General features: G+C 36.3%; 18 protein-coding genes and 2 pseudogenes. 19 read left to right on the top strand and 1 reads right to left on the bottom strand.

The window, feature by feature from the left end; genetic code table 11:
- Positions 1 to 65 precede the first annotated feature (65 nt).
- The 3 genes from BTOYO_RS05865 to BTOYO_RS05855 all read left to right on the top strand — a co-directional run bounded on the left by BTOYO_RS05865 (position 66) and on the right by BTOYO_RS05855 (position 1,437).
- Entirely contained in the window at positions 66 to 566 is a 501-nt protein-coding gene (locus BTOYO_RS05865) for a YceD family protein (protein WP_000872142.1), read from the top strand.
- A gap of 61 nt (positions 567 to 627) precedes the next feature.
- Positions 628 to 801 (top strand): 50S ribosomal protein L32, encoded by a 174-nt coding sequence (gene rpmF / locus BTOYO_RS05860; protein ID WP_001984764.1) that lies wholly within the window; start codon positions 628 to 630, stop codon positions 799 to 801.
- Positions 802 to 930: 129 nt separating this feature from the next.
- Positions 931 to 1,437: an RsfA family transcriptional regulator gene (locus BTOYO_RS05855; RefSeq protein WP_000246458.1), complete on the top strand. Its 507-nt coding sequence runs from the start codon at positions 931 to 933 to the stop codon at positions 1,435 to 1,437.
- 33 nt (positions 1,438 to 1,470) lie between these two features.
- On the opposite strand, the gene BTOYO_RS05850 is transcribed toward BTOYO_RS05855, so the two are convergent.
- Entirely contained in the window at positions 1,471 to 1,944 is a 474-nt protein-coding gene (locus tag BTOYO_RS05850; protein WP_000506685.1) for an N-acetyltransferase, read from the bottom strand.
- A 294-nt stretch (positions 1,945 to 2,238) separates the two neighbouring features.
- Between BTOYO_RS05850 and panE the strand changes: the two genes are divergently transcribed.
- The 16 genes and pseudogenes from panE (at position 2,239) to spoIIGA (ending at position 23,123) form a co-directional block, all read left to right on the top strand.
- Positions 2,239 to 3,123, top strand: coding sequence for a 2-dehydropantoate 2-reductase (gene panE, locus BTOYO_RS05845; protein ID WP_002093362.1), 885 nt, complete (start codon positions 2,239 to 2,241; stop codon positions 3,121 to 3,123).
- A 79-nt stretch (positions 3,124 to 3,202) separates the two neighbouring features.
- Positions 3,203 to 4,818 (top strand): annotated as a pseudogene (gene bshC, locus BTOYO_RS05840) (bacillithiol biosynthesis cysteine-adding enzyme BshC).
- 369 nt (positions 4,819 to 5,187) lie between these two features.
- Positions 5,188 to 6,120, top strand: a complete 933-nt coding sequence (rsmH, locus tag BTOYO_RS05835; protein ID WP_000472504.1) for a 16S rRNA (cytosine(1402)-N(4))-methyltransferase RsmH — start codon at positions 5,188 to 5,190, stop codon at positions 6,118 to 6,120.
- A gap of 15 nt (positions 6,121 to 6,135) precedes the next feature.
- Entirely contained in the window at positions 6,136 to 6,498 is a 363-nt protein-coding gene (gene ftsL, locus BTOYO_RS05830; RefSeq protein WP_000182809.1) for a cell division protein FtsL, read from the top strand.
- Positions 6,499 to 6,519: 21 nt separating this feature from the next.
- Positions 6,520 to 8,670, top strand: coding sequence for a penicillin-binding protein (locus tag BTOYO_RS05825; RefSeq protein ID WP_000739950.1), 2,151 nt, complete (start codon positions 6,520 to 6,522; stop codon positions 8,668 to 8,670).
- Positions 8,671 to 8,751: 81 nt separating this feature from the next.
- Entirely contained in the window at positions 8,752 to 10,668 is a 1,917-nt protein-coding gene (locus tag BTOYO_RS05820) for a stage V sporulation protein D (RefSeq protein ID WP_001266239.1), read from the top strand.
- A 208-nt stretch (positions 10,669 to 10,876) separates the two neighbouring features.
- Entirely contained in the window at positions 10,877 to 12,352 is a 1,476-nt protein-coding gene (locus BTOYO_RS05815) for a UDP-N-acetylmuramoyl-L-alanyl-D-glutamate--2,6-diaminopimelate ligase (protein ID WP_000766294.1), read from the top strand.
- A 22-nt stretch (positions 12,353 to 12,374) separates the two neighbouring features.
- Positions 12,375 to 13,349 (top strand): phospho-N-acetylmuramoyl-pentapeptide-transferase, encoded by a 975-nt coding sequence (gene mraY, locus BTOYO_RS05810; RefSeq protein WP_000893065.1) that lies wholly within the window; start codon positions 12,375 to 12,377, stop codon positions 13,347 to 13,349.
- Positions 13,350 to 14,702, top strand: a complete 1,353-nt coding sequence (murD, locus tag BTOYO_RS05805; protein ID WP_000860107.1) for a UDP-N-acetylmuramoyl-L-alanine--D-glutamate ligase — start codon at positions 13,350 to 13,352, stop codon at positions 14,700 to 14,702. It begins immediately after the preceding gene.
- A 90-nt stretch (positions 14,703 to 14,792) separates the two neighbouring features.
- Entirely contained in the window at positions 14,793 to 15,884 is a 1,092-nt protein-coding gene (gene spoVE, locus BTOYO_RS05800; protein WP_000753526.1) for a stage V sporulation protein E, read from the top strand.
- A 101-nt stretch (positions 15,885 to 15,985) separates the two neighbouring features.
- Entirely contained in the window at positions 15,986 to 17,080 is a 1,095-nt protein-coding gene (gene murG / locus BTOYO_RS05795; RefSeq protein WP_001265419.1) for an undecaprenyldiphospho-muramoylpentapeptide beta-N-acetylglucosaminyltransferase, read from the top strand.
- 62 nt (positions 17,081 to 17,142) lie between these two features.
- Positions 17,143 to 18,048, top strand: coding sequence for a UDP-N-acetylmuramate dehydrogenase (murB, locus tag BTOYO_RS05790; RefSeq protein WP_000437054.1), 906 nt, complete (start codon positions 17,143 to 17,145; stop codon positions 18,046 to 18,048).
- A gap of 98 nt (positions 18,049 to 18,146) precedes the next feature.
- Positions 18,147 to 18,916: pseudogene (gene divIB, locus BTOYO_RS05785) on the top strand (cell division protein DivIB).
- Between the two features lie 401 nt (positions 18,917 to 19,317).
- Positions 19,318 to 20,625 (top strand): cell division protein FtsA, encoded by a 1,308-nt coding sequence (gene ftsA, locus BTOYO_RS05780; RefSeq protein WP_001087556.1) that lies wholly within the window; start codon positions 19,318 to 19,320, stop codon positions 20,623 to 20,625.
- A gap of 39 nt (positions 20,626 to 20,664) precedes the next feature.
- A complete protein-coding gene (ftsZ, locus tag BTOYO_RS05775; RefSeq protein ID WP_000888977.1) occupies positions 20,665 to 21,819 on the top strand; it encodes a cell division protein FtsZ in 1,155 nt (384 codons plus the stop codon).
- Positions 21,820 to 22,205: 386 nt separating this feature from the next.
- On the top strand, positions 22,206 to 23,123 hold the full coding sequence (gene spoIIGA, locus BTOYO_RS05770) for a sigma-E processing peptidase SpoIIGA (RefSeq protein ID WP_000261990.1): 918 nt from the start codon (positions 22,206 to 22,208) through the stop codon (positions 23,121 to 23,123).
- Positions 23,124 to 23,133: the final 10 nt, after the last annotated feature.

The raw sequence follows: 23,133 nt of genomic DNA, 5'->3' as shown, positions 1-23,133 counted from the left end.
AAAAAACATTGACAAATATAAAATGGCTAGCTATAATTTTGTTTGTTGCCTTGAGGTGATATGATATGAAATGGTCCATCCATCAATTGAATAAATTGAGAAATAAAGGATTGACATTGGATGAGATGGTAGATGTAAGTGAGCTAAAAGAGGTCGAGAAAGATATTCGTGAAATTAATCCTGTTCATGTAACAGGAAGAGTTGATTTTGGCTCCGGGAAGTTTACGTTCCATCTACATATAACTGGAAGCATGGTTTTACCATGTTCTCGCTCTTTAGTAGATGTGACATTACCATTTGACATTAAAACAACTGAGGTGTTCCAAACTTCAGAAGAAGAGTTTGAAACAGAAGCTGAAATTCATTGTTTAGAAGGAGAAGTACTTGACTTACTGCCCGTAATCAAGGAAAATATACTTTTGGAGATTCCAATGCAAATTTTCAGTGATGATGTTTCTGGTGGAGCACCGATGCAAGGTCAAGACTGGCAAGTGATTTCGGAAGAAAACAAAGAAAAGGCTGTTGATCCAAGATTGGCAGGACTTGCAAAGTTTTTTGACAAATAATCGGAAGACTGGTTTAGGCCTTCATATGAAAATAATTATTTCTTTTAAGGAGGTGGGAAGAATGGCTGTACCTTTTAGAAGAACTTCTAAAACAGTAAAAAGAAAGCGTCGTACGCATTTCAAATTATCAGTACCTGGTATGGTAGAGTGCCCAAGCTGTGGTGAAGCGAAATTAGCTCACCGTGTATGTAAAGCATGCGGTACTTACAAAGGTAAAGAAGTAATCAGCAAGTAATTGCGGGAAAATAAACGTAGAAGATATCTTCTGCGTTTATTTTTTTTGTTTTATTCTTTAGTTGTTGTATTCTATCTTTTCTAGTAACTGCATATGCTTAATAAAAAATGCATAGGGAGGACTAGAGAGATGGCGACAACAAGACAAGATGCTTGGACTGATGATGAAGATTTGCTTCTGGCAGAAGTAGTACTCCGGCATATTCAAGAAGGTGGAACGCAACTTTCTGCCTTTAAAGAAGTGGGAAGACATTTGTCTCGTACACCAGCAGCATGTGGATTTAGATGGAATTCTTACGTGAGAAAGCAATATAAAGAACGTATTGAAGAAGCGAAACAACTTCGTAAAGTAGAAAATTATGAAGTGAAAGAGACGGAGGTATTAGAGCCTACGTCAATTACACTGAATGATGTTATTGATTTCTTGCAAAATTATAAAGATGAAAACTCTTTAATGGTGTTGCAAAAACAAGTTGAATCGCTACAGACAGAGAGAGAACGACTTCTAGAGCGATTATCAGTATATGAGGAAGAGTATAGAACATTACTTGATTATATCGATCAAAAAAGAAGTGTAATGGTAGCGGAAAGAAATAGTGTTCGTTCGAATGGAAAGTTAGAGAAGTTAAAGAAATAAAAACAGCTGTTACGCAGCTGTTTTTTTTATTTCTTATGCAGATTCCTCGTTTGTAATCGCATTCATATTTGTTTCTGGATGCCAAATATAAAAATCACCATTAGTTACTGATACAGGTTGGAAATTTAATTTATCCCAAAAACCAGCTGAATGGATACGTGCTATCGTTTTAACTGGGAACTGTAGTTGTTTTGCATAATTCACAAGCATTTGTCCAAATCCTTGTTTTTGAAAAGTTGGTAACACTTCAAGTTTATAAAGTTCTAGGTAAGGGCCAGTAATGTCAAATGGTTCGCCACCATCCCTTTTCATATATAGACTCATACGTGCGATTAGTGATCCGCCATAATAAATACCATAAAATGGTGATTCGCTATTGTTTTCAATAATGTTTGCTTGTAACTCTTCCAACATAGATAGTTCTAGAGCTCCGCAACCTTTAAATTTTTTAAATTCATCTAATGTTTTATAATTGATGAGCAAGCGCTCAACTTTTGGGAATCCCATTACATCACATCCTTTTCTTATCTTGTTGAATCCAGAAAAGTAAAAATATTTATAATAATATTATAACTTATTTTTTTATTTTTATGAAGAAGATAGTATATTTCTTTTATTATTTTTTTGAGGATTTGCTAAACTAAGAATAGAAGCACGTTAATAGGTAGTATATACATAGTGAAAGAAGAGGTTGCATTTATCTGTTAGGAGTCAGTGCAAGCGTAGGATGTATGCATGTGAATTAGAAAGATATAAAGGGAGGGAAGGCAAGGAAATTTAATATGAATTCCTTGGGTGAAAATGAAAATTGGAATTGTAGGATCAGGTGCTATTGGTCTATTGTATACATTTTATTTACAAAAAAGTAATCAAGATGTCACGTTGTTTACAAGGACGGCTAAGCAGGCTGAAGAATTGAATAAAACAGGTGTAACTTGTATTAGAGATGGGAAACGTGAAACGGTATTTCCATCCATTTTACCGATAGAATATATGTTAGATCAGAAGTTAGATTATACATTTATTGCTGTGAAGCAATACCATATAAATGACATATTACCGTTTGTGCAAGGAGAATCATCATTAATCTTTTTGCAAAACGGAATGTCGCATCTTCATGCTATACAGAAAATAAGAAATGAGAATATAGCTGTTGGTATTGTAGAACACGGTGCGAAAAAAGAAGAAAGGTATACGGTCCATCATACTGGAATAGGTATAACGAAGTTTGGGGTAGTGCGCGGTCCATTTTTATATTTTAAAAAAGTATTCGATTATTTTCCTTTTGCTCATTTTCCAATTCAAATAGAGGCTGATTGGAAAGGTATTATGTACAAAAAATTAGTAGTAAATGTATGTATTAATCCATTGACAGCGTTATTGCGGGTTCAGAACGGTGAGTTAATTACGAATCCTTTTTTTTATCAAATGATGGAGCAAGTATTTAGGGAAGTTGCATTTCTTGTTAGTGAAGAACAAGAAATGGTATGGGAAATGGTACGAGGTATATGTGAAAGAACGTCTCATAATACATCATCTATGCTAGCAGATGTAAGAGCGAATAGACAAACGGAAATCGATGCAATTGTTGGATATGTGTTAGAGGAAGCTAAGAAACAGCAACGACCAGTTCCGACACTTCAATTTTTGTTCGATGCAATAAAAGGATTAGAAGTAAAAGAATAAGTGTTATTCTTTGCTTTTACGTGAAACATTGACTACAATGTGGATTGGTGAGAGAACTGGATACGAAAGGAAGAATTATATGGAGATAAACGAAATCTCTGTTCCGCAACAAGGTATTGTAGCGGACTATATGAACGGTAAAAAAGAGATACAGTCGTGTTTTGATTATATGTTAACAGAAGTTGCTTTTAAACAACGTTTACATGATTTGCGTGAAAGGAAGTTTTTCCGCCAAGAGTTAGTAGCGCATTTATTAGAATATAATACAAAATTGCAAGCGGGAGAATCTACAATTCAAAATGTAAAAGCGCTTGGAGATGAAAATACATATGTTGTTATAGCTGGACAACAAGCGGGGTTATTAACTGGACCGCTTTATACAATTCATAAAGTTATTTCAATTTTACAGCTTGCAAAGGAAAAGGAAGAAAGTTTAGGCGTTAAAGTCGTTCCTGTATTCTGGATTGCTGGTGAAGATCATGATATGGATGAGATTAATCATACTTTTGTAACGAAAAATAAAAAATAAAAAAGACTATTTTTCATGACCGTAATCCGAAAAAGGCGAGTGCTTCTGAGTCTGAACTGTCTGTTGAAGATTGTAGAAAATGGATGGAAGAGATTTTTAAAACATACCCAGAAACGAATTTTACAAAGGATGTATTACGATTTGTAGATGATGCTTTGAATAAATCGAATACGTATGTAGATTTCTTTGCTTACCTTATTACAAAAATGTTTGCTAATTCTGGTTTAATTCTTGTTGATTCGCATCATCCTGAATTAAGGAAGTTAGAGGTTCCATTCTTCAAACGTATTATAAGCAAGTATAAAGAAGTGCAAGAGGGGCTTCACAATCAGCAGGAAGTAATTAAAGAATTAGGGTATAAGCCAATTATTGAAACAAAGTCTAATGCAGTGCATATATTCATGGAAATCGATAATGAGCGAGTGCTGCTTGAAGACAATCAAGGAAAGTTTGTCGGAAAAGATGGGACACATTCTTTTTCATATGAAGAATTGATTGAAGAGTTGGAGAGAAGTCCAGAGCGTTTTAGTAATAATGTTGTAACACGTCCTCTTATGCAAGAGTATGTATTTCCTACGCTAGCGTTTATTGGAGGTCCAGGGGAGATAGCTTATTGGAGTGAACTGCAACAAGTATTCCATACTGTTGGTTTCCAAATGCCGCCTGTCGTTCCTCGTCTTACAATGACTTATATAGAGAGAGATATAGCGACAGATTTAAATGATTTACAGTTGCAAGAAAATGATCCGTTTTTACATGATGTAGATAAATTACGTGAAAACTGGTTGTCTGATCAAATAGAGGAACCAATCGACGATCGATTTATAGAGGCGAAAAAAGAAATTATTGATATTCATACATCATTACAACAGTTTGTGAAAAAAATAGATCCAGGATTAAGTGAATTCGCAGGGAAGAATGAGTTGAAAATTAATGAACAAATTGAACTGTTAGAAAGAATGTTGAAAAGAAATGTTGAGAAAAAACATGAAGTTCAACTAAATAAATTCCGCCGTATACAATGTGCAATTCGTCCATTAGGAGCTCCGCAAGAGCGCGTGTGGAATGTATGTTATTATTTAAATCAGTTCGGTTTGGATTTCGTTGATCGAGTGATGGAGAATTCATTTTCTTGGGATGGAAAACATCATGTTATAAAACTATAGAATCTTGCTCTTTGGAGCAGGATTTTATTTTTATTCTGTTGAATTTACTGTGAAGTGAAATTTTTCTGAATTATCATTTTGTAACTGGTAGAGATTGTATATATGTAGGATACTTAAATATATGACAAAATCACACAAAATGTAAACGTATTATTCTCTTTTTCGACAGTTTTTTATTTAAATTCCCGTAAAAAATGATAAAATTTAGTATATAATAAAAGAAAATAGCGATTTGTATAGTATGCTGCCTTTGTTGGTAAGTTAACTGAGTCGTTCTTTAGTAGTATTTCATTCTCTGATCGTGAGAAATACGTTTAGAGGAAGAAATACATTTAACATAAATTAATTGGAAAAAGAGTAGGTGCAACAATGTTTAAACACGTAACAGTGCTTTTGAAAGAAACAGTAGACGGCTTAGATATAAAGCCAGATGGTACATATGTAGATTGTACACTGGGGGGAGGAGGACATAGTTCTTATTTATTATCCCAATTGACTGATGGGGGAAAATTAATTGCTTTTGATCAAGATGAGATAGCGATTCAAAATGCAAAAGAAAAATTTTCTTCATACGGTGAGCAGTTTATAACGGTAAAGAGCAATTTCCGTTACTTATCTGAAAAACTACAGGAATTAGGCATAACAGAGGTAGACGGTATTTTATTCGATTTAGGTGTTTCATCCCCACAATTAGATACACCAGAGCGAGGCTTTAGTTATCATCATGATGCACCGTTAGATATGCGGATGGATCAAGATGCCCCATTAACAGCATATGATGTTATAAATAGCTGGTCATATGAACAACTTGTAAGAATTTTCTTCCAGTATGGTGAAGAGAAATTTTCAAAGCAAATAGCAAGAAAAATTGAAGCGTATCGTGAAAATAAAGCTATTGAAACGACAGGAGAATTAGTGGAACTAATAAAAGAAGGTATTCCGGCTCCTGCGCGTAGAACTGGTGGACATCCTGCGAAGCGAGTTTTCCAGGCAATCCGTATTGCTGTAAATGATGAATTGAAAGTATTTGAAGAAGCGTTGGAATCTGCTATTGAGTTGGTCAAGCCTGGTGGAAGAGTTAGTGTTATAACATTCCATTCATTAGAAGACCGTATTTGTAAAACAACATTTAAGCGAAATAGTACAACGCCGCAATTGCCGCCAGGGTTACCAATTATCCCAGATGAATTTAAGCCGAAATTAAAGCTTATTACAAGAAAACCGATTTTACCTTCTGATATAGAGCTGGAAGAAAATAATCGAGCGCGTTCTGCGAAGTTGAGAATCGCTGAAAAACGATAAAAAGGAGAGAGAGGTATGACTAATTTAGCTGTAAAGTACAAACAACAAGCGCAAGAAGAGGTACAAATTCAAACGCCCCCACAGCAGATGGTTAAGCCGAAGGTTAAAGCAAAGATCACAAGGGTCGAAAAACTGATGTATGTAGCGTTTATTGGCTTCTTATTGTATGCCTGTGTAGCGTTTATTGGGAATAAAGCAGGGCTTTATCAAGTTAATGTAGAAGCAGCGACGATCGAAGAAAAAATTGTACAGCAGCAAAAAGAAAATCAAGAATTGCAAGCTGAAGTAGAGAAGCTAAGTCGCTATGAACGAATCGCTGAAGTTGCAAAAAAACATGGGCTAGAAATTAATGCGAATAATGTGAAAGGCCTCAAGTAAGGCAATAGGTGTGAAGGAAAGATGAAGAAAAATATGACTAAATTTCATACCAATAAAGGAGCAGGTTATTTTATGATATTTTTCCTCCTGCTCTTTTTGCTATTATTAGCCCGATTTTTTTACATACAAGCGACAGGAACAGTGCATAATCAGGATTTGGATGACCTTGCTAAGCAAAAACATAGTAAAACAGGAGTTCTCGAAGCGAATCGAGGAACGATTTATGACCAAAATGGTCATGTGTTAGCGCAAGATGCAAACTCTTATAAACTTGTAGCTGAATTAAAAGGTGCGAAACCTGTTGAGAATAAAGAGGATACTGCAAAGAAAATTGCAGGAGTACTAGGAAAAGGCGAAGAGGATATTTTAGCTGCATTAAATAAGGAAGGCAGAAGTCAAGTCGAATTTGGAACACTAGGCAAGGATTTGACGAGAGAACAGAAGAAACAAATAGAGGCATTGAATTTGCCGGGAATATCTTTTATTACAGAAAATGCAAGAGTGTATCCAAACGGTGATTTTGCGTCTTACGTCATAGGTCATGCGAAACCAAATGAAAAGGGAACTTCGGTAGGACAATTTGGCTTAGAAAAAAGTTTGGATAAATATTTAAGTGCTTCTAATGGAGAAGTAGCTTATACAGGTGATCGTAAAGGTGTATCTCTCGATGGTGGAAAAGTGAATGTAAAGGCACCTAAAAATGGAGATAATGTGTATTTAACAATGGATCAACGAATCCAAAGTTATTTAGAAGATGCGATGAAAGCGGCAAGTAAACAATATGATCCAGAAAGTTTAATAGGGATTGTTGCGGATCCGAAAACTGGAAAAATATTAGCGATGTCTACTAAACCTAGTTATGATCCTAATGATCGTCAAATTAAATATTTCTTCAATGATGCGATTTCAAATGCATTTGAACCGGGGTCAACAATGAAAATTTTCACATTAGCGGCAGCTATTAATGAAGGTGTGTACAAAGGACAAGATTATTATCAGTCTGGTACATATCAAGTTGGAAATCGGAAGATAAATGATCATAATGGCGGTGCTGGCTGGGGCTCTATTACATTCGATGAAGGGGTGGAGAGATCTTCAAACGTAGCGTTTGCTATTTTAGGTGATCAAAAACTTGGTCCAGAACGTTTCCGTAAATATATTAATGCTTTTGGGCTAGATGAGAAAACAAATATTGATTTACCTGGTGAAGGTTCTAATACAATTTTATTTGATCAGCAAATACAGCAAGTAACAACGGCTTTTGGACAAGGTTCTACTGTAACGCCAATTCAGCTTGTACAAGCTGCAACGTCTATTGCAAATGATGGGAAAATGATGAAACCATATGCGATTGACAAAATTGTAGATCCGATAACAGGGGAAGTAAAATTAGAGCATAAACCAGAAGAAGTAGGAAAGCCTGTTACAAAAGAAACAGCAGCGCAAGTAAGACAGTTGTTAGAACGTGTTGTTACATCTCCGAAAGGAACAGGAACTGCTTATAAAGTCGATGGATATTCAGTTGGTGGTAAAACAGGGACAGCGCAAATGCCGGATGGGAAAGGTGGCTATATGACAGGAAGAGAGAATTATATATTCTCATTCTTAGGGATGGCGCCGATGGAGGATCCGCAACTTGTTGTGTATGTAGCTGTTAAACAGCCGAAATTGAAAGATGATGAGAACGGCGCACAGCCGTTAGCTGATATTTTTAAATATGTAACAAAAAATAGTTTAGAGTATTTAAAGATAAAGCCAAATGAAGTGAAAGATCCGAAGAAGCATTTAAAAGAGCAACAAACTGCTGTTCCAGATGTAACTGGTAAAACGATGACTGAAGCGGGGAAAGCAATTGAAAAAGCAAAACTCCGTCCAATCATACTAGGTGAAGGAAAAGTGCAGCAACAAGTACCAAAAGCGACTGAACAAACATTAAAAGGTGATCGAGTCTTTTTAGTGGGAGATAAGCCAACAATGCCAAATATACAAGGGTGGGCACTGCGTGATGTTATGAATTTGGCGAAAACATTACAGCTTAACTTAAAACCTTCTGGTACCGGATACGTAACTGAACAAAGTGTAGCAGAAGGAACGTTACTGCAACCGGGTACAGAATTAGGTGTAACACTAGTACCACCACTTGAACCGCAACAAGAAGCAGAAAAACCGTAATGGTAAGAAGCAAGGAGTTCTAATTAAATAAGTACAAGCATATATTGGAACAAGCTAGGCGTAAGGGAGGCTTGTTCCAATATGCGTGTATCAAATGTAACGGTTAGAAAACGACTTATTTTTATACTTATATCAGGTATACTTATTTTCACTATCATCGATATTCGTCTTGGATATGTACAGTTTTTTCTTGGGAATATGTTAACGGATCGCGCGAAAGATTCGTGGAGTCGTAATATTACTTTTGAGCCTGAAAGAGGGAAAATTTTAGACCGAAACGGTGTGGAACTTGCCACAAATAAAAGTGCCCCGACGGTATTTGTAGTGCCGAGGCAAATTGAAAAACCAGCAGAGACTGCAGAGAAGTTAGCTGCAGTATTAGGTGTGGAAAAAGACGAGATTTATAAGAGGGTTACAAAAAAGGAATCAATTGTAAGGTTAGATAAGGGTGGCAGGAAGATATCGCATGACAAAGCGAAAGAGGTACGAGGATTAAGTTTAAAGGGAGTTTATATTGCAGAGGATTCTATCCGGTACTATCCATTTGGAAATTTTTTATCACACGTATTAGGGTTTGCAGGTAGTGATAATCAAGGTCTTATGGGGTTAGAAAAATATTATGATAAAGAGCTGAATGGTGATAAAGGTCATGTCCGTTTTTTTGCAGATGCAAAAGGACAAAGAATGCCTAACATTGGTGATGATTTCAAAAAACCAGAAGCTGGACTGAACTTAGGCTTAACAATTGATGCGCGTATTACGAGAATTATGGAAAGAGAAATGAATATCGCAGAGTCAACGTATAATCCCGATGGTATGATTGCCATTGCAATGAATCCAAAAAATGGTGAGATTTTAGGCATGTCGAGTCGACCGAGTTTTGATCCAGCAGATTTTCAAAGTGTTTCTCCAGAAGTGTATAATAGAAATTTACCTGTATGGAGTACGTATGAGCCTGGTTCAACATTTAAGATCATTACGTTAGCGGCCGCTTTGAATGAAAATTTGGTAGACTTAGAGAAAGATACGTTTTATGATGATGGAGCAGCTGAAGTTGGTGGGGCTAGATTAAAATGTTGGAAAGCTGGAGGTCATGGTAGCCAGACGTTTTTAGAGGTCGTTCAAAACTCGTGTAACCCAGGGTTTATTGAACTTGGTGATCGACTGGGTAAAGACAGATTGTTTAAATACATTCGTAATTTCGGCTTTGGACAGAAGACTGGAATCGACTTACAAGGTGAAGGTAGTGGGATTTTATTTAAGTTAGATAAAGTTGGTCCAGTTGAGCAAGCAACAACTTCATTTGGTCAGGGTGTTTCTGTTACACCAATTCAACAAGTAGCAGCTGTAGCAGCGGCTGTAAATGGTGGAACGTTATACCAACCATATATAGCTAAGGAGTTTATTGATCCGAAAAATAATCAAGTTGTTAGTAAAAAAACACCTGTTGATAAAAGGAAAGTTATTTCCGAGGAAACTTCAGAAAAAGTTCGTTATGCATTAGAGAATGTTGTAGCGAAGGGGTCTGGTAAAGGTGCGTTTATTGACGGATATCGTGTAGGTGGAAAAACAGGTACTGCTCAAAAGGTGAAAGATGGTAAATATTTAGAGAATAATTATATAGTGTCTTTTATTGGCTTTGCTCCAGCGGATGATCCGCAAATTGTTGTTTATGTAGCTGTTGATAATCCAAAAGGAGTCACTCAATTTGGTGGAGTAGTAGCGGCTCCAATTGTTGGGAATATTCTTCGGGATGCACTTCCTGTTATGGGAGTGAAACCGAGAAAAGAACAAGTTGAGAAAGAATATAAATGGGGCGACACACCAACTGTAGAAGTTCCGAATTTAATTGGCATGAAAAAGAAGGATTTACAAACTCAACTTGTTGATTTGAAGCTTGATATAAGCGGAGATGGAGAGAGAGTAATTAAACAATCACCAGAAGCTGGGGCCAAGGTAAAAGAAGGCTCAAAAATTAGAATTTACTTCGGGAATTAAAGGTAACATAGTGCGTTTTATGGTACAATTGGTGGAAGTGAGTTCTTTATAGAAGAGTTACTTAATTTGAGACAGCAAGTGTCTCATTAATAAATAGGTCTATGTATTAGACGATAGTAGCACGTACCTCCTATTTAAATTAACTAGGAGGTAATGTGTTGCTTACTAAAAAAGAGATAAATAAACAATGTAGAGAGGGTTTAGTGAAATGAAGTTGCATACACTTGTATCATGTTTGCATGATTTTCCAGTTGTTCCAAAAGAAAATCCAGAAATCACATCTATTGAAGCTGATTCACGTAAAGTGAAAGAGGGAAGCTTATTTATATGTATGAAAGGGTATACGGTTGATAGCCATGATTTTGCTAAGCAAGCAGCGGCACAAGGAGCGGCTGCTATTGTTGCGGAAAGACCAATTGATGTTGACGTTCCAGTTGTACTTGTGAAAAATACTTTTCGTTCGTTAGCGGTTTTAGCTGATTATTTTTATGGTCAACCAACACACAAGTTACATTTAATCGGTATTACAGGTACAAATGGAAAGACAACAACATCGCATATTATGGATGAAATTATGCGCGCACATGGTCATAAAACAGGGCTAATTGGAACGATTAATATGAAAATCGGTGATGAAACATTTGAGGTGAAAAATACAACGCCAGATGCACTAACGCTTCAACAGACGTTTTCAAAAATGGTTGAACAAGGTGTAGATAGCACAGTAATGGAAGTTTCATCTCATGCTTTAGATCTTGGGCGTGTACACGGATGCGATTATGATGTTGCAGTATTTACGAATTTAACACAAGATCATTTAGACTATCATAAAACGATGGAAGAATATAAACATGCGAAGGGCTTGCTTTTTGCACAGCTGGGCAATAGTTATAATCATAATCGTAAAAAATACGCTGTATTAAACAGCGATGATCCAGTTGCGGAAGAGTATATGAGAAGCACAGCGGCAACTGTTGTAACTTACGGTATAGATGTTTCAAGTGACATTATGGCGAAAGATATCGTTATGACGAGCGGTGGTACGACATTTACACTTGTAACACCGTATGAAAGTGTAGATGTTACGATGAAATTAATTGGTAAGTTTAATGTATACAATGTGTTGGCTGCAACAGCAGCAGGGCTTGTTTCAGGCGTAAGCTTACAAACAATTATTGATGTAATTAAAGAGCTTGCTGGTGTGCCTGGACGTTTTGAAGTTGTTGATGGTGGACAAAATTACACAGTTATTGTGGATTATGCACATACACCTGATAGCTTAGAGAACGTTCTAAAAACAGCGAAACAGTTTGCGAACGGTGATGTGTATTGTATCGTTGGTTGTGGTGGTGATAGAGATCGCACGAAAAGGCCAGTGATGGCAAGTGTCGCGGTAGAATATGCAACTCAAGCGATTTATACATCAGACAATCCAAGAAGCGAAGATCCAGTGGCTATTCTAGATGATATGATAAAAGGTGCAAAAGGGAATAATTATGAAGTAATTGTTGATCGAAAAGAAGCGATACGTTATGCTATTTCGAAAGCCAAAGCAGAAGATATTATTATTATTGCTGGTAAAGGGCATGAAACGTATCAAATTATTGGTAAAGAAGTTCATCATTTTGACGATCGTGAAGTTGCTAAAGAAGCAATTACAGGGCGTCTAAACAACGAAGAGTAACAACGTGAGAGGAGGACTACATGTGCTTGAGCAAGGTTTATTAGTAACGGCAGGGGTAGCATTCTTAATTTCTGTTGCCCTTTCGCCACTGTTTATTCCATTTTTAAGAAAATTAAAGTTCGGACAGAGTATTCGTGATGAGGGACCGAAGTCACATCAAAAAAAATCAGGGACACCAACGATGGGCGGTATTGTCATATATGTATCTATGATGGTAACGACCTTAATTATGGCAATTAAGTTTAATCATTTAGGTGCAGAGGTTTCGTTACTATTATTGGTGACATTTGGTTATGGATTAATTGGTTTTTTAGATGACTACATAAAGGTAGTTAAGAAAAGAAATCTTGGTTTAACATCGAAACAAAAATTACTAGGACAGCTTATTATTGCAATTGCGTTCTTTTTAATTGGAAAAGGGCAAGCATTTCACACATACATTATGATTCCAGGGACGGATGTTAAGTTTGAACTAAGCTGGGCGTATTTTGTTCTTGTATTATTTATGCTTATTGGTGGGTCGAATGCAGTTAACTTAACTGATGGTTTAGATGGTTTATTATCGGGAACAGCCGCTATTGCATTTGGAGCGTTTAGTATTATTGCTGTGGCACAAGAGCAATTCGGAGTAGCAATATTCTGTATGGCAGTTGTAGGAGCTGTACTTGGATTTTTAGTATTCAATGCGAATCCAGCGAAAGTATTTATGGGAGATACGGGTTCCTTAGCTTTAGGTGGAGCGATCGCAGCTGTAGCAATTTTACTAAAACAAGAATTGTTACTTGTAATTATTGGTGGAGTATTCGTAATGGAAACTTTATCTGTTATTATTCAAGTCATTTCGTTTAAAACAACCGGAAAGCGTGTCTTTAAAATGAGTCCATTACACCATCATTATGAATTATGTGGTTGGTCAGAATGGCGCGTCGTTGTGACGTTTTGGTCTGTAGGATTTTTATTAGCTATGTTAGGAATTTATATCGGGGTGTGGATGTAATTGAAAACTGTAACTGAATTTCAAAATAAAAATATTCTTGTATTAGGCATTGCAAAAAGTGGTTATGCAGCAGCTACCTTGTTACAAAAATTAGGGGCAAATGTTATTGTAAATGACGGAAAGCCTTTAGCAGAAAATACGCTTGCTGCAGAATTACAAGCAAAAGGAATGGACGTTGTATGCGGGGGGCATCCTTTGGAATTATTAGAGAGAAATATTTCTCTTGTAGTAAAAAATCCAGGGATTCCGTATTCTAACCCAATATTAGTTGCTGCGAAAGAAAAGCAGATTCCAATCGTTACGGAAGTTGAATTAGCATACCGTATTTCAGAAGCGCCATTTGTTGGCATTACGGGGTCTAACGGTAAAACGACGACGACAATGCTTACGTTTGAAATGCTAAAAGAAGGACGAAAGCATCCTATTATTGCAGGGAACATAGGCACTGTAGCTTGTGAAGTAGCACAGGATGCAAAAGAGAATGAAGTTGTAGTTACAGAACTTTCATCGTTCCAACTGATGGGAGTAGAATCTTTCCAGCCTAAAATCGCTGTGTTTTTAAACTTATTTGAGGCTCACTTAGATTATCATGGGACGAAAAAAGAATATGGTTTAGCAAAAGCTAATATTTTTAAAAACCAAACAGAAAACGATTATAGTGTAATAAATGCAGATGATGCAGATGTGATGGCTTTATCTGCTTATAGTAAAGGTCAAAAAATAATATTCTCGACAGCGAAAGAAAATGAAGATGGTGCGTGTATAAAGGATAACGCTCTTTATTTCAAAGGTGAAAAAGTTGTTGAAGTAAGCGATATTGTTTTACCTGGTCAGCATAATTTAGAGAATATTTTAGCTGCGATGAGTATTGCGAAACTATTAGGTGTTTCTAATGAAGCTATTACGGTTGTGTTAAAACGTTTTACAGGTGTAAAACATCGATTAGAATATGTAACAACTATTAACAACCGTAAGTTTTATAATGACTCAAAAGCGACGAATATGTTAGCGACTGAGAAAGCTTTATCTGCGTTTACACAACCAATTGTGTTATTAGCAGGTGGGCTTGATCGTGGAAATGAATTCGATGATTTAATTCCATATTTCAAAAATGTAAAAGCGCTTGTAACATTTGGACAAACAGCACCAAAATTAGTAAGAGCAGCAGAAAAAGTGGGATTAGATATAATTGAAAGTGTCGACACTTTAGATGAAGCAGTAGTGAAAGCTTACGCTCATTCTACGGAGGGCGATGTAATTCTTCTTTCCCCAGCATGTGCAAGCTGGGATCAATTTAAAACATTTGAAGAAAGAGGAGACATTTTTATACAAGCTGTGCATAAACTTATATAAAGTAAATCAAAACATCAGTAGGCTAACACCTACTGATGTTTTGTTACATAGGGCAAAAGATTCTGCCTAAAGAGGTGGTGTTCATGGCTAATGAAGAAGACGCCTGATTATATTCTTATTATCGTTACACTTGCGTTGTTAACAATCGGAATGATTATGGTTTATAGTGCGAGTGCGGTTTGGGCCTCTTATAAAATGGGGGATTCATTCTTTTTTGCAAAAAGACAATTGTTGTTTGCGAGTATTGGTGTAGTGGCTATGTTTTTTATCATGAAAATTGATTATTGGGTGTGGCGGACATATTCAAAAGTAATTTTGCTAGTTTGTTTCGTTCTTCTCATTCTCGTTCTAATTCCAGGAGTAGGTCTTGTCCGTGGGGGAGCACGAAGTTGGATTGGAATCGGTGCATTTTCCATTCAACCGTCAGAGTTTATGAAATTCGCGATGATTATTTTTTTAGCGAAATTTTTAGCGGAACGACAAAAGTTAATTACATCGTTTAAACGTGGATTACTACCTGCTCTTAGTTTTGTATTTCTTGCTTTTGGGATGATTATGTTACAGCCAGATCTTGGTACGGGAACGGTAATGGTTGGGACATGTATTATTATGATATTTATCTCGGGAGCAAGGGTCTTTCATTTTGCAATGTTTGGTTTGCTTGGTGTAGCAGGATTTGTAGGGTTAATTGCATCAGCACCATATCGAATGAAACGCATCACATCATATTTAGATCCGTGGTCAGATCCGCTCGGAAGTGGATTTCAAATTATTCAATCGTTACTCGCAATTGGACCTGGTGGTTTATTTGGGCTTGGACTTGGGCAAAGTAGACAAAAATTTCTTTATTTACCTGAACCACAAACAGACTTTATATTTGCAATTTTATCCGAGGAATTAGGTTTTATTGGCGGTTCATTTGTGTTATTATTATTTAGTCTATTACTATGGCGCGGGATTCGTATAGCATTAGGAGCGCCAGATTTATATGGTACGTTTTTAGCAGTAGGTATTGTGGCGATGATTGCGATTCAAGTAATGATTAATGTTGGTGTTGTAACGGGACTAATGCCTGTTACGGGTATTACTTTGCCATTTTTAAGTTATGGTGGATCAAGTTTGACCTTAATGTTAATGGCAGTAGGTGTATTATTGAATATAAGTCGCCATTCTCGCTATTAAACCCTGTTTAAAAGACAGGGTTTTTCGTATGTGTGGAAAATACAATATGTATATGGAAATAAATACAATTGAATAAGAACAGGGAAGTGGAGGAATTAGTAGTGCGAGTATTAGTAAGTGGTGGGGGTACTGGAGGCCATATTTATCCAGCTCTTGCTTTAATTAGAGAAATAAAAAAATTAAATCCGGAAGCAAGATTTTTATACATTGGTACAGAAAATGGATTAGAGAGTACCATCGTTCCAAAAGCTGGTATTCCGTTCCAATCTATTGTTATAAGTGGATTTAAACGAAAAATATCGTTAGATAATGTGAAAACGGTTATGCGTTTTCTAAAGGGTGTACAAGATAGTAAACGATATATTCGTCGTTTTAATCCGGATATAGTGATTGGAACGGGTGGATACGTATGTGGACCTGTTGTATATGCGGCAGCAAAACTAGGTATTCCAACTATTGTACATGAACAAAATAGTGTACCAGGTGTAACGAATAAATTTTTAAGTCGTTACGTTGATAAAGTTGCGGTTTGTTTTGAAGCAGCTACAGAACATTTTCCACAGTCAAAAGTGGTAATGACAGGTAATCCGCGAGCATCAGAGGTAATGGATCAAAACGGAATGAAAGGGAAACGTTCAGTTGGTCTATCTCTTCCTAAAAAGTCCGTACTTATTTTTGGGGGAAGTCGCGGAGCTAGACCGATTAACGATGCTTTCGTAGAAGCAATTGAACAGTTTGGAAATAAAAGTTACGAAGTATTGTACGTAACAGGTGAAGTGCATTATGACAAAGTGATGGATGCTGTGAAGGAAAAAGGCAATCCGAATAATGTTATTATTAAACCTTTCATTCATAATATGCCAGAGGTACTAACTGGCGTTGATCTTGTTGTTTCAAGAGCCGGAGCAACAACACTTGCAGAATTAACAGCATTAGGTAAGCCGAGTGTGTTAATTCCGAGTCCGTACGTAACAAATAACCATCAGGAGAAGAATGCACTTTCAGTTGTTGATAAAGGAGCGGCGAAAATGTTACTTGAAAAAGAATTAACAGCTGAAACGCTTATTCGTGATATTGATGAGATTTTATTAGATACACAAACATTACAAAATATGAAGCTAGCTGCTAAGCAACTAGGTATTCCTGATGCAGCAAATAAGTTGTATGGAGTAATGAATAAGCTTGTGAAAAAATAACGTTAGGTGAACGCCCTGCATATTACTGTAATAAGGAAACTTAATATTGGGGGAGAGCGTCTATGGAACAATTAGTAAATGAGCTTATAGAAGCAAATGTTGGTCGCGTGTTAGTTAACGAGCCGTTAGCACGTTATACAACTATGAAGATAGGTGGACCAGCTGATATTTTAATTGTGCCAAAGCATGTTGCCGGTATTGAGAAAATATTGCAGTTAGTAAAGAAATATAAAATAAAGTGGACTGTAATTGGTCGAGGTTCAAACCTTCTTGTATCTGATAAAGGGATAGAAGGTGTTGTTATTCGTTTAGGAGAAGGATTAGACCACTTAGAGGTCGAAAAACATAGGGTAAGAGTTGGTGGCGGATATCCCCTTATTAAATTGTCAACATTACTTAGTCGCCAAGGGTTGGCTGGATTGGAATTTGCAAGTGGTATTCCAGGAAGTGTCGGTGGTGCAGTGTATATGAATGCTGGAGCACATAAATCAGACATATCAAACATATTGTCAAAGGCTCTAATTCTATTTGAAAACGGAACAATTGAATGGTTAACGAATAGAGGAATGGAGTTTTCATATCGTACATCTGTATTGCAAACGAAACGTCCTGGTATTGTTTTGGAGGCGGAGTTTCAATTACAGGTAGGAGAGCGTGAGAAAATCGTAAGAAACATGCAAAAGAATAAAGATTACCGCCGTGAAACACAACCGTGGAATCATCCTTGTGCTGGAAGTGTGTTTCGGAATCCAATCCCGTATTTTGCTGGAGATTTAGTAGAGAAAGCTGGGCTTCGTGGCTATCAAATAGGTGGAGCTCAAATTTCTGAAATGCATGGGAATTTTATTATTAATACTGGGGGAGCCTCAGCGCAAGATGTATTAGATTTGATTTCATTAATAAAGCATACAATTAAGGATAAATTTGGTGTAGAAATGCACACAGAAGTAGAAATCATTGGAAGATAACGGTTATTCATTCCGCTCATTATCATTTATGTTATAATAAGAAGATAAGAACGGCATGAGGAACATGCCGTTCTTTATGTTACATAGGGGGATCGTACATGAAAAATAGTAAAGTGATTAAACTACAAGATCGTGTACCAAAATTAAAAAATCAAAAGAAAAAAACAAAAAAAATGTTAATCATCGGCTGATTTTATACATATCAATTTTATTTTTATTAGTACTCTTTTTAATTTATTTTCGGTCTCCGCTTAGTAATATAAAAAAGATAAGTGTGTATGGAAATCATTATATGACAGATGACCAAGTAATGAAGGAATCAGGTGTGACATATGATACAAGTTATTTCCGAGTGACAGCACATAAAGCGGAAGAAAATTTAACGAAACGAAAAGAAATTAAAGCAGTAAATGTAAAAAAGCGTTTTCCAAACAAAATTGATGTTCATATTAAAGAATATGTAACGATTGGTTATATAAACAAAGATGGAAAATTACAACCGTTATTAGAAAATGGGAAAACACTTGATGTACTCCCGAATGGAAAACTTCCTGTTGCAGCACCAATTTTTGAACCTTTTAAAGAGGAGAAAATGAAGGGACTAATTGCTGAACTAGAAAAGTTAACTCCGACTATTTTAAGGTCTATTTCTGAAATTCGTTATTCACCGACGAATGCGAATGAAGACCATCTTACTTTATATATGAATGAAGGATATGAAGTGAGCACTACGATTCAAAATTTCGCAAAGCGTATGGAAACTTATCCACTTATTTTAAAAACAATTGAGCCAGGTAAGAAGGTGTTAATTGACTTAGAAGTAGGTGCATATACGAAAGAGTTAGGTGTAGAAGAAAAAAAAGAATAGAACGGTAGTATTCACTGCATTAATATAGAAAAAAGAGAAACGAATGTTCTATCATATGCATACGAATTTACTAGAATGGTTCATTTGATGAAAAATATGTAAAAATTCTTAGATTCATACTAGGATTGGTACAAGTTTCACTTTTCTATGAGTACATCTTAGTGTAGACTTATACTTGGCGGTAATTTTTACACTTGAAATAAAATTATTTCAAGATAAGCAGTTCTTCACAGGTTACTGCGATATTCTTAAATGAATGTTAAATAAAAATAAGAAAAATATAGGGTTAAAAAAGGGAAACGTATAAAGACGTTGAATATTTTTCTTATAAATAGTAAAGTTGCGATTGTTGTTCCATATATTGAGTTGTATGGTATAAATAAAGAAGGAGGTGCCAAAGAATGAACAGCAATGAAATATATGTTAGTCTTGACATCGGTACATCCAATGTTAAAGTCATCATTGGTGAAATGGTTAATGACAGCTTAAACATTATTGGTGTTGGAAATGTAAAATCGAATGGTTTAAAGAAGGGATCGATAGTCGATATAGATGAGACTGTTCGATCAATTAAAAAAGCAATTGAACAAGCTGAGCGCATGGTGGGAATCCACATTGAGCAAGTTGTAGTAGGTGTCAATGCAAACCAGGTACAGCTACTTCCTTGTCATGGAGTAGTCGCTGTTTCAAATGAAGATCGTGAAATCGGGAATGAAGATGTCTTACGCGTTCTAGATGCAGCACAAGTTGTGTCAATTGCTCCAGAACGTGAGTTTATTGATGTGGTACCTCGACAGTTCATCGTAGACGGTCTTGACGAGATTAACGATCCACGTGGAATGATCGGTGTAAGATTAGAAATGGAAGGTACACTTATTACAGGATCGAGAACCTTACTACATAACTTACTTCGTTGTGTAGAAAAAGCAGGTCTTGAAATTGTTGATATTTGTCTTCAACCTTTAGCGGCTGCAACAGTTGCTATATCTTCGGATGAAAAAAATAGAGGAGTAGCCCTTGTTGATATGGGGGGAGGATCTACGACTTTATCTATTTTTAAAGATGGAGAGTTACAAGCGACAAGCGTATTACCATTAGGTGGAGACCATATAACGAAGGATATTGCGATTGGGTTGAAAACTTCAACAGAAAATGCAGATCAAATTAAGTTGAAATATGGACATGCTTTTTATGATACAGCATCGGAAGAAGAAATGTTTACGGTTCCTATTATGGGAAGCGATCAAACAGAACAATATTCTCAGTTGGAGTTATCGGATATTATCGAGGCTCGTGTAGAGGAAATTTTAATGTTTGTTCAAGATGAAGTACGTAAGTTAGGAGTAAAGCAAGTAGCTTCTGGGTATGTACTAACTGGTGGAATAGCTTCTATGCCAGGTGTTCTTGATCTTGCATATGATATTTTACATGAAAATGTTCGTGTAGCAACTCCTGACTATATTGGTGTGCGTGAGCCCCAATATACAAGTGGAGTTGGATTAATTAAACATTCATATCAAAAAGCTAAATTACGTGGGAAAAATGTGCAGGAAAAGCAAGAACATTTTGAACCAGTACCAGCACCAGCACCAATGCCGGTACAACAACAACCTGCGAAACAAAAAACCCGTAATCAAAACAATAATAATCAAAATGATGACCGTATGATGTCAAAAGTAAAACGTGTATTCCGTTATTTATGGGATTAAAATTGGACACGAAAAATGAGGTTCTAGGGGGATTTCGACATGTTAGAGTTTGATACTACTCAAGATCAATTAGCGAATATAAAAGTTATCGGTGTCGGCGGTGGCGGAAACAATGCTGTAAACCGTATGATTGAGCACGGTGTACAAGGTGTTGACTTTATCGCTGTGAATACTGATGCACAAGCGTTAAATCTATCAAAAGCTGAAACAAAAATGCAAATTGGTGGAAAATTAACGCGTGGACTTGGTGCAGGCGCAAACCCTGAAGTAGGGAAAAAAGCGGCAGAAGAAAGTAAAGAACAGATCCAAGAAGCACTTCGTGGTGCAGATATGGTATTCGTAACTGCTGGTATGGGTGGCGGAACTGGAACTGGTGCAGCTCCAGTTGTTGCTCAAGTTGCAAAAGAACTAGGTGCATTAACAGTTGGTGTTGTAACACGTCCATTTACGTTTGAAGGACGTAAGCGTGCAACACAAGCTGCATCTGGTATTGCGGCATTTAAAGAAAATGTAGATACACTTATTGTAATTCCAAACGATCGCTTATTAGAGATTGTTGATAAAAATACGCCAATGTTAGAAGCGTTCCGTGAAGCAGATAACGTATTACGTCAAGGTGTACAAGGTATTTCTGATTTAATTGCTACACCAGGTCTAATTAACTTAGACTTCGCAGACGTAAAAACAATTATGTCTAATAGAGGTTCTGCTTTAATGGGTATCGGTTCTGGTAATGGGGAAAATCGTGCTGCTGAAGCTGCGAAAAAAGCGATTTCTAGTCCATTACTAGAAACATCTATTGATGGAGCTCAAGGTGTTATTATGAATATTACGGGTGGAGCTAACTTAAGCTTATACGAAGTACAAGAAGCAGCAGACATTGTAGCTTCAGCTTCGGATCCAGAAGTAAATATGATCTTCGGTTCTGTTATTAATGAAGGATTAAAAGATGATATCATTGTAACTGTAATTGCAACTGGTTTTGATGATAGTATTGCAACTCAACCACCAAAACCAATGATTCGTCCGAATGCGAATCACACGCAACAACAGCAACAACCAGTGGCTCAGCCTTCAAAACAACGTGAAGTAAAACGTGAAATGAAGCGTGAAGAGCCGGTTGTACATGAGCGTCATTCAGATTCAGATGATATCGATATTCCAGCATTTTTACGTAACCGTCGTAGACGATAAAAAAAAGGGGCATTCATGCTCCTTTTTTGTTTCTGAATGGAAAAGACCTGCTGAGCAGGTCTTTTTTTATTTTGTATATTTAAATTTATCTCGCATTAACGGCCCGTAAAAGCTCGGTTTATGTGGGTTAAAAGGAACCGATTCTACTGATTAAAATTGCGCGTTAAAGTTGTAGTACAGGATTTTTAATTTTCGTTACATATAGTTCAGCCCATCTGTCGGTAAAAAATAAAAACATATCATTCTATGAAACTATACTTTTATTTTTTACCGACAGATTATGTCTAGAAATCACAAAATAACAAAAAAACACCTCCGCAAATTGACACACTTTCCCATTGGATATGCATTATACTAGTCTCAACTTAAAAAAAGAGGTGAATTGTTTGGTTGTTTACGCCGACGTTGTTTGGTTGTTAAACGCCTGCATTGATTTTCTTTTACTTTTATTAACAGCTACCGTGTTAAAAAAGAAGATCAAAAGATGGAGGCTTGTGTTAGGGGCATTTATAGGTTCCACCATTGTTATTTTTGCCTTTACTCCTTTTGCTTCTATGATGACACATCCGATTATGAAACTACTGTACTCGTTACTTATTGTGTATACAGCCTTTGGGTTTACAACGTTTAGAAATTATACACAAACTGTTTTTACTTTTTACTTTGTCACTTTTATGGTTGGTGGAGGATTAATGGGAACTCATTTCTTTTTGCAAACGAATGAGATGGTAAATGGATTGGTTCAATCTCAATCGATTTCTTACGGTGATCCAATTAGTTGGTTGTTTGTTATTTTAGGTTTTCCAGTAATTTATTATTTTTCTAAAAAGCGTATTGAAAGCGTAGAAATCACGAAAATACACTATGACCAAATCGTGAAAGTGAAAATTCAATTAGCTGAAGAAGAATTGGAACTAGCAGGTTTAATTGACAGTGGGAATCAACTTTACGACCCGTTAACAAAAACACCCGTAATGATTATGCATATTTCATCATTAGAACATTGTTTGCCATCTTGGTTAACAGAACAAATTTATTCCAAAACAGAAATTCCTCAAATACCAGAAAAAGATTCTGGATGGGCGACAAAATTACGCTTAATTCCTTTCCGAGCAGTAGGAGTAGAGAGTCAATTTTTGTGGGCAATTAAGCCTGATAGTGTGCAAGTTGATCATGAAGGTAGTTCAATCGTTGTAAACAAAGTATTGATTGGGTTAAATACACAACAACTGTCTACCAATGGAGAGTATCAATGCATTGTACATCCAAAAATGTTGATTTCGCAAAAAATGGTAATTGCTTAATTATGAGAGG

Origin of the sequence: Bacillus toyonensis BCT-7112 (assembly GCF_000496285.1) — a bacterium.
In the GTDB taxonomy this organism is placed as follows: domain Bacteria; phylum Bacillota; class Bacilli; order Bacillales; family Bacillaceae_G; genus Bacillus_A; species Bacillus_A toyonensis.
Note: the sequence above shows the minus strand (reverse complement) of the source record. Positions and strands in the feature narration are given on the sequence as shown.

What these genes read in the sequence shown, in the direction of transcription:
- ftsA (WP_001087556.1), top strand. Translation starts at nt 19,318, where the DNA reads ATGAACAGCAATGAAATATATGTTAGTCTTGACATCGGTACATCCAAT.
- BTOYO_RS05825 (WP_000739950.1), top strand. Translation starts at nt 6,520, where the DNA reads ATGAAGAAAAATATGACTAAATTTCATACCAATAAAGGAGCAGGTTAT.
- rpmF (WP_001984764.1), top strand. Translation starts at nt 628, where the DNA reads ATGGCTGTACCTTTTAGAAGAACTTCTAAAACAGTAAAAAGAAAGCGT.
- panE (WP_002093362.1), top strand. Translation starts at nt 2,239, where the DNA reads ATGAAAATTGGAATTGTAGGATCAGGTGCTATTGGTCTATTGTATACA.
- BTOYO_RS05815 (WP_000766294.1), top strand. Translation starts at nt 10,877, where the DNA reads ATGAAGTTGCATACACTTGTATCATGTTTGCATGATTTTCCAGTTGTT.
- ftsZ (WP_000888977.1), top strand. Translation starts at nt 20,665, where the DNA reads ATGTTAGAGTTTGATACTACTCAAGATCAATTAGCGAATATAAAAGTT.
- BTOYO_RS05820 (WP_001266239.1), top strand. Translation starts at nt 8,752, where the DNA reads ATGCGTGTATCAAATGTAACGGTTAGAAAACGACTTATTTTTATACTT.
- rsmH (WP_000472504.1), top strand. Translation starts at nt 5,188, where the DNA reads ATGTTTAAACACGTAACAGTGCTTTTGAAAGAAACAGTAGACGGCTTA.
- spoVE (WP_000753526.1), top strand. Translation starts at nt 14,793, where the DNA reads ATGAAGAAGACGCCTGATTATATTCTTATTATCGTTACACTTGCGTTG.
- ftsL (WP_000182809.1), top strand. Translation starts at nt 6,136, where the DNA reads ATGACTAATTTAGCTGTAAAGTACAAACAACAAGCGCAAGAAGAGGTA.
- BTOYO_RS05865 (WP_000872142.1), top strand. Translation starts at nt 66, where the DNA reads ATGAAATGGTCCATCCATCAATTGAATAAATTGAGAAATAAAGGATTG.
- BTOYO_RS05855 (WP_000246458.1), top strand. Translation starts at nt 931, where the DNA reads ATGGCGACAACAAGACAAGATGCTTGGACTGATGATGAAGATTTGCTT.
- BTOYO_RS05850 (WP_000506685.1), bottom strand. Translation starts at nt 1,944, where the DNA reads ATGGGATTCCCAAAAGTTGAGCGCTTGCTCATCAATTATAAAACATTA.
- murB (WP_000437054.1), top strand. Translation starts at nt 17,143, where the DNA reads ATGGAACAATTAGTAAATGAGCTTATAGAAGCAAATGTTGGTCGCGTG.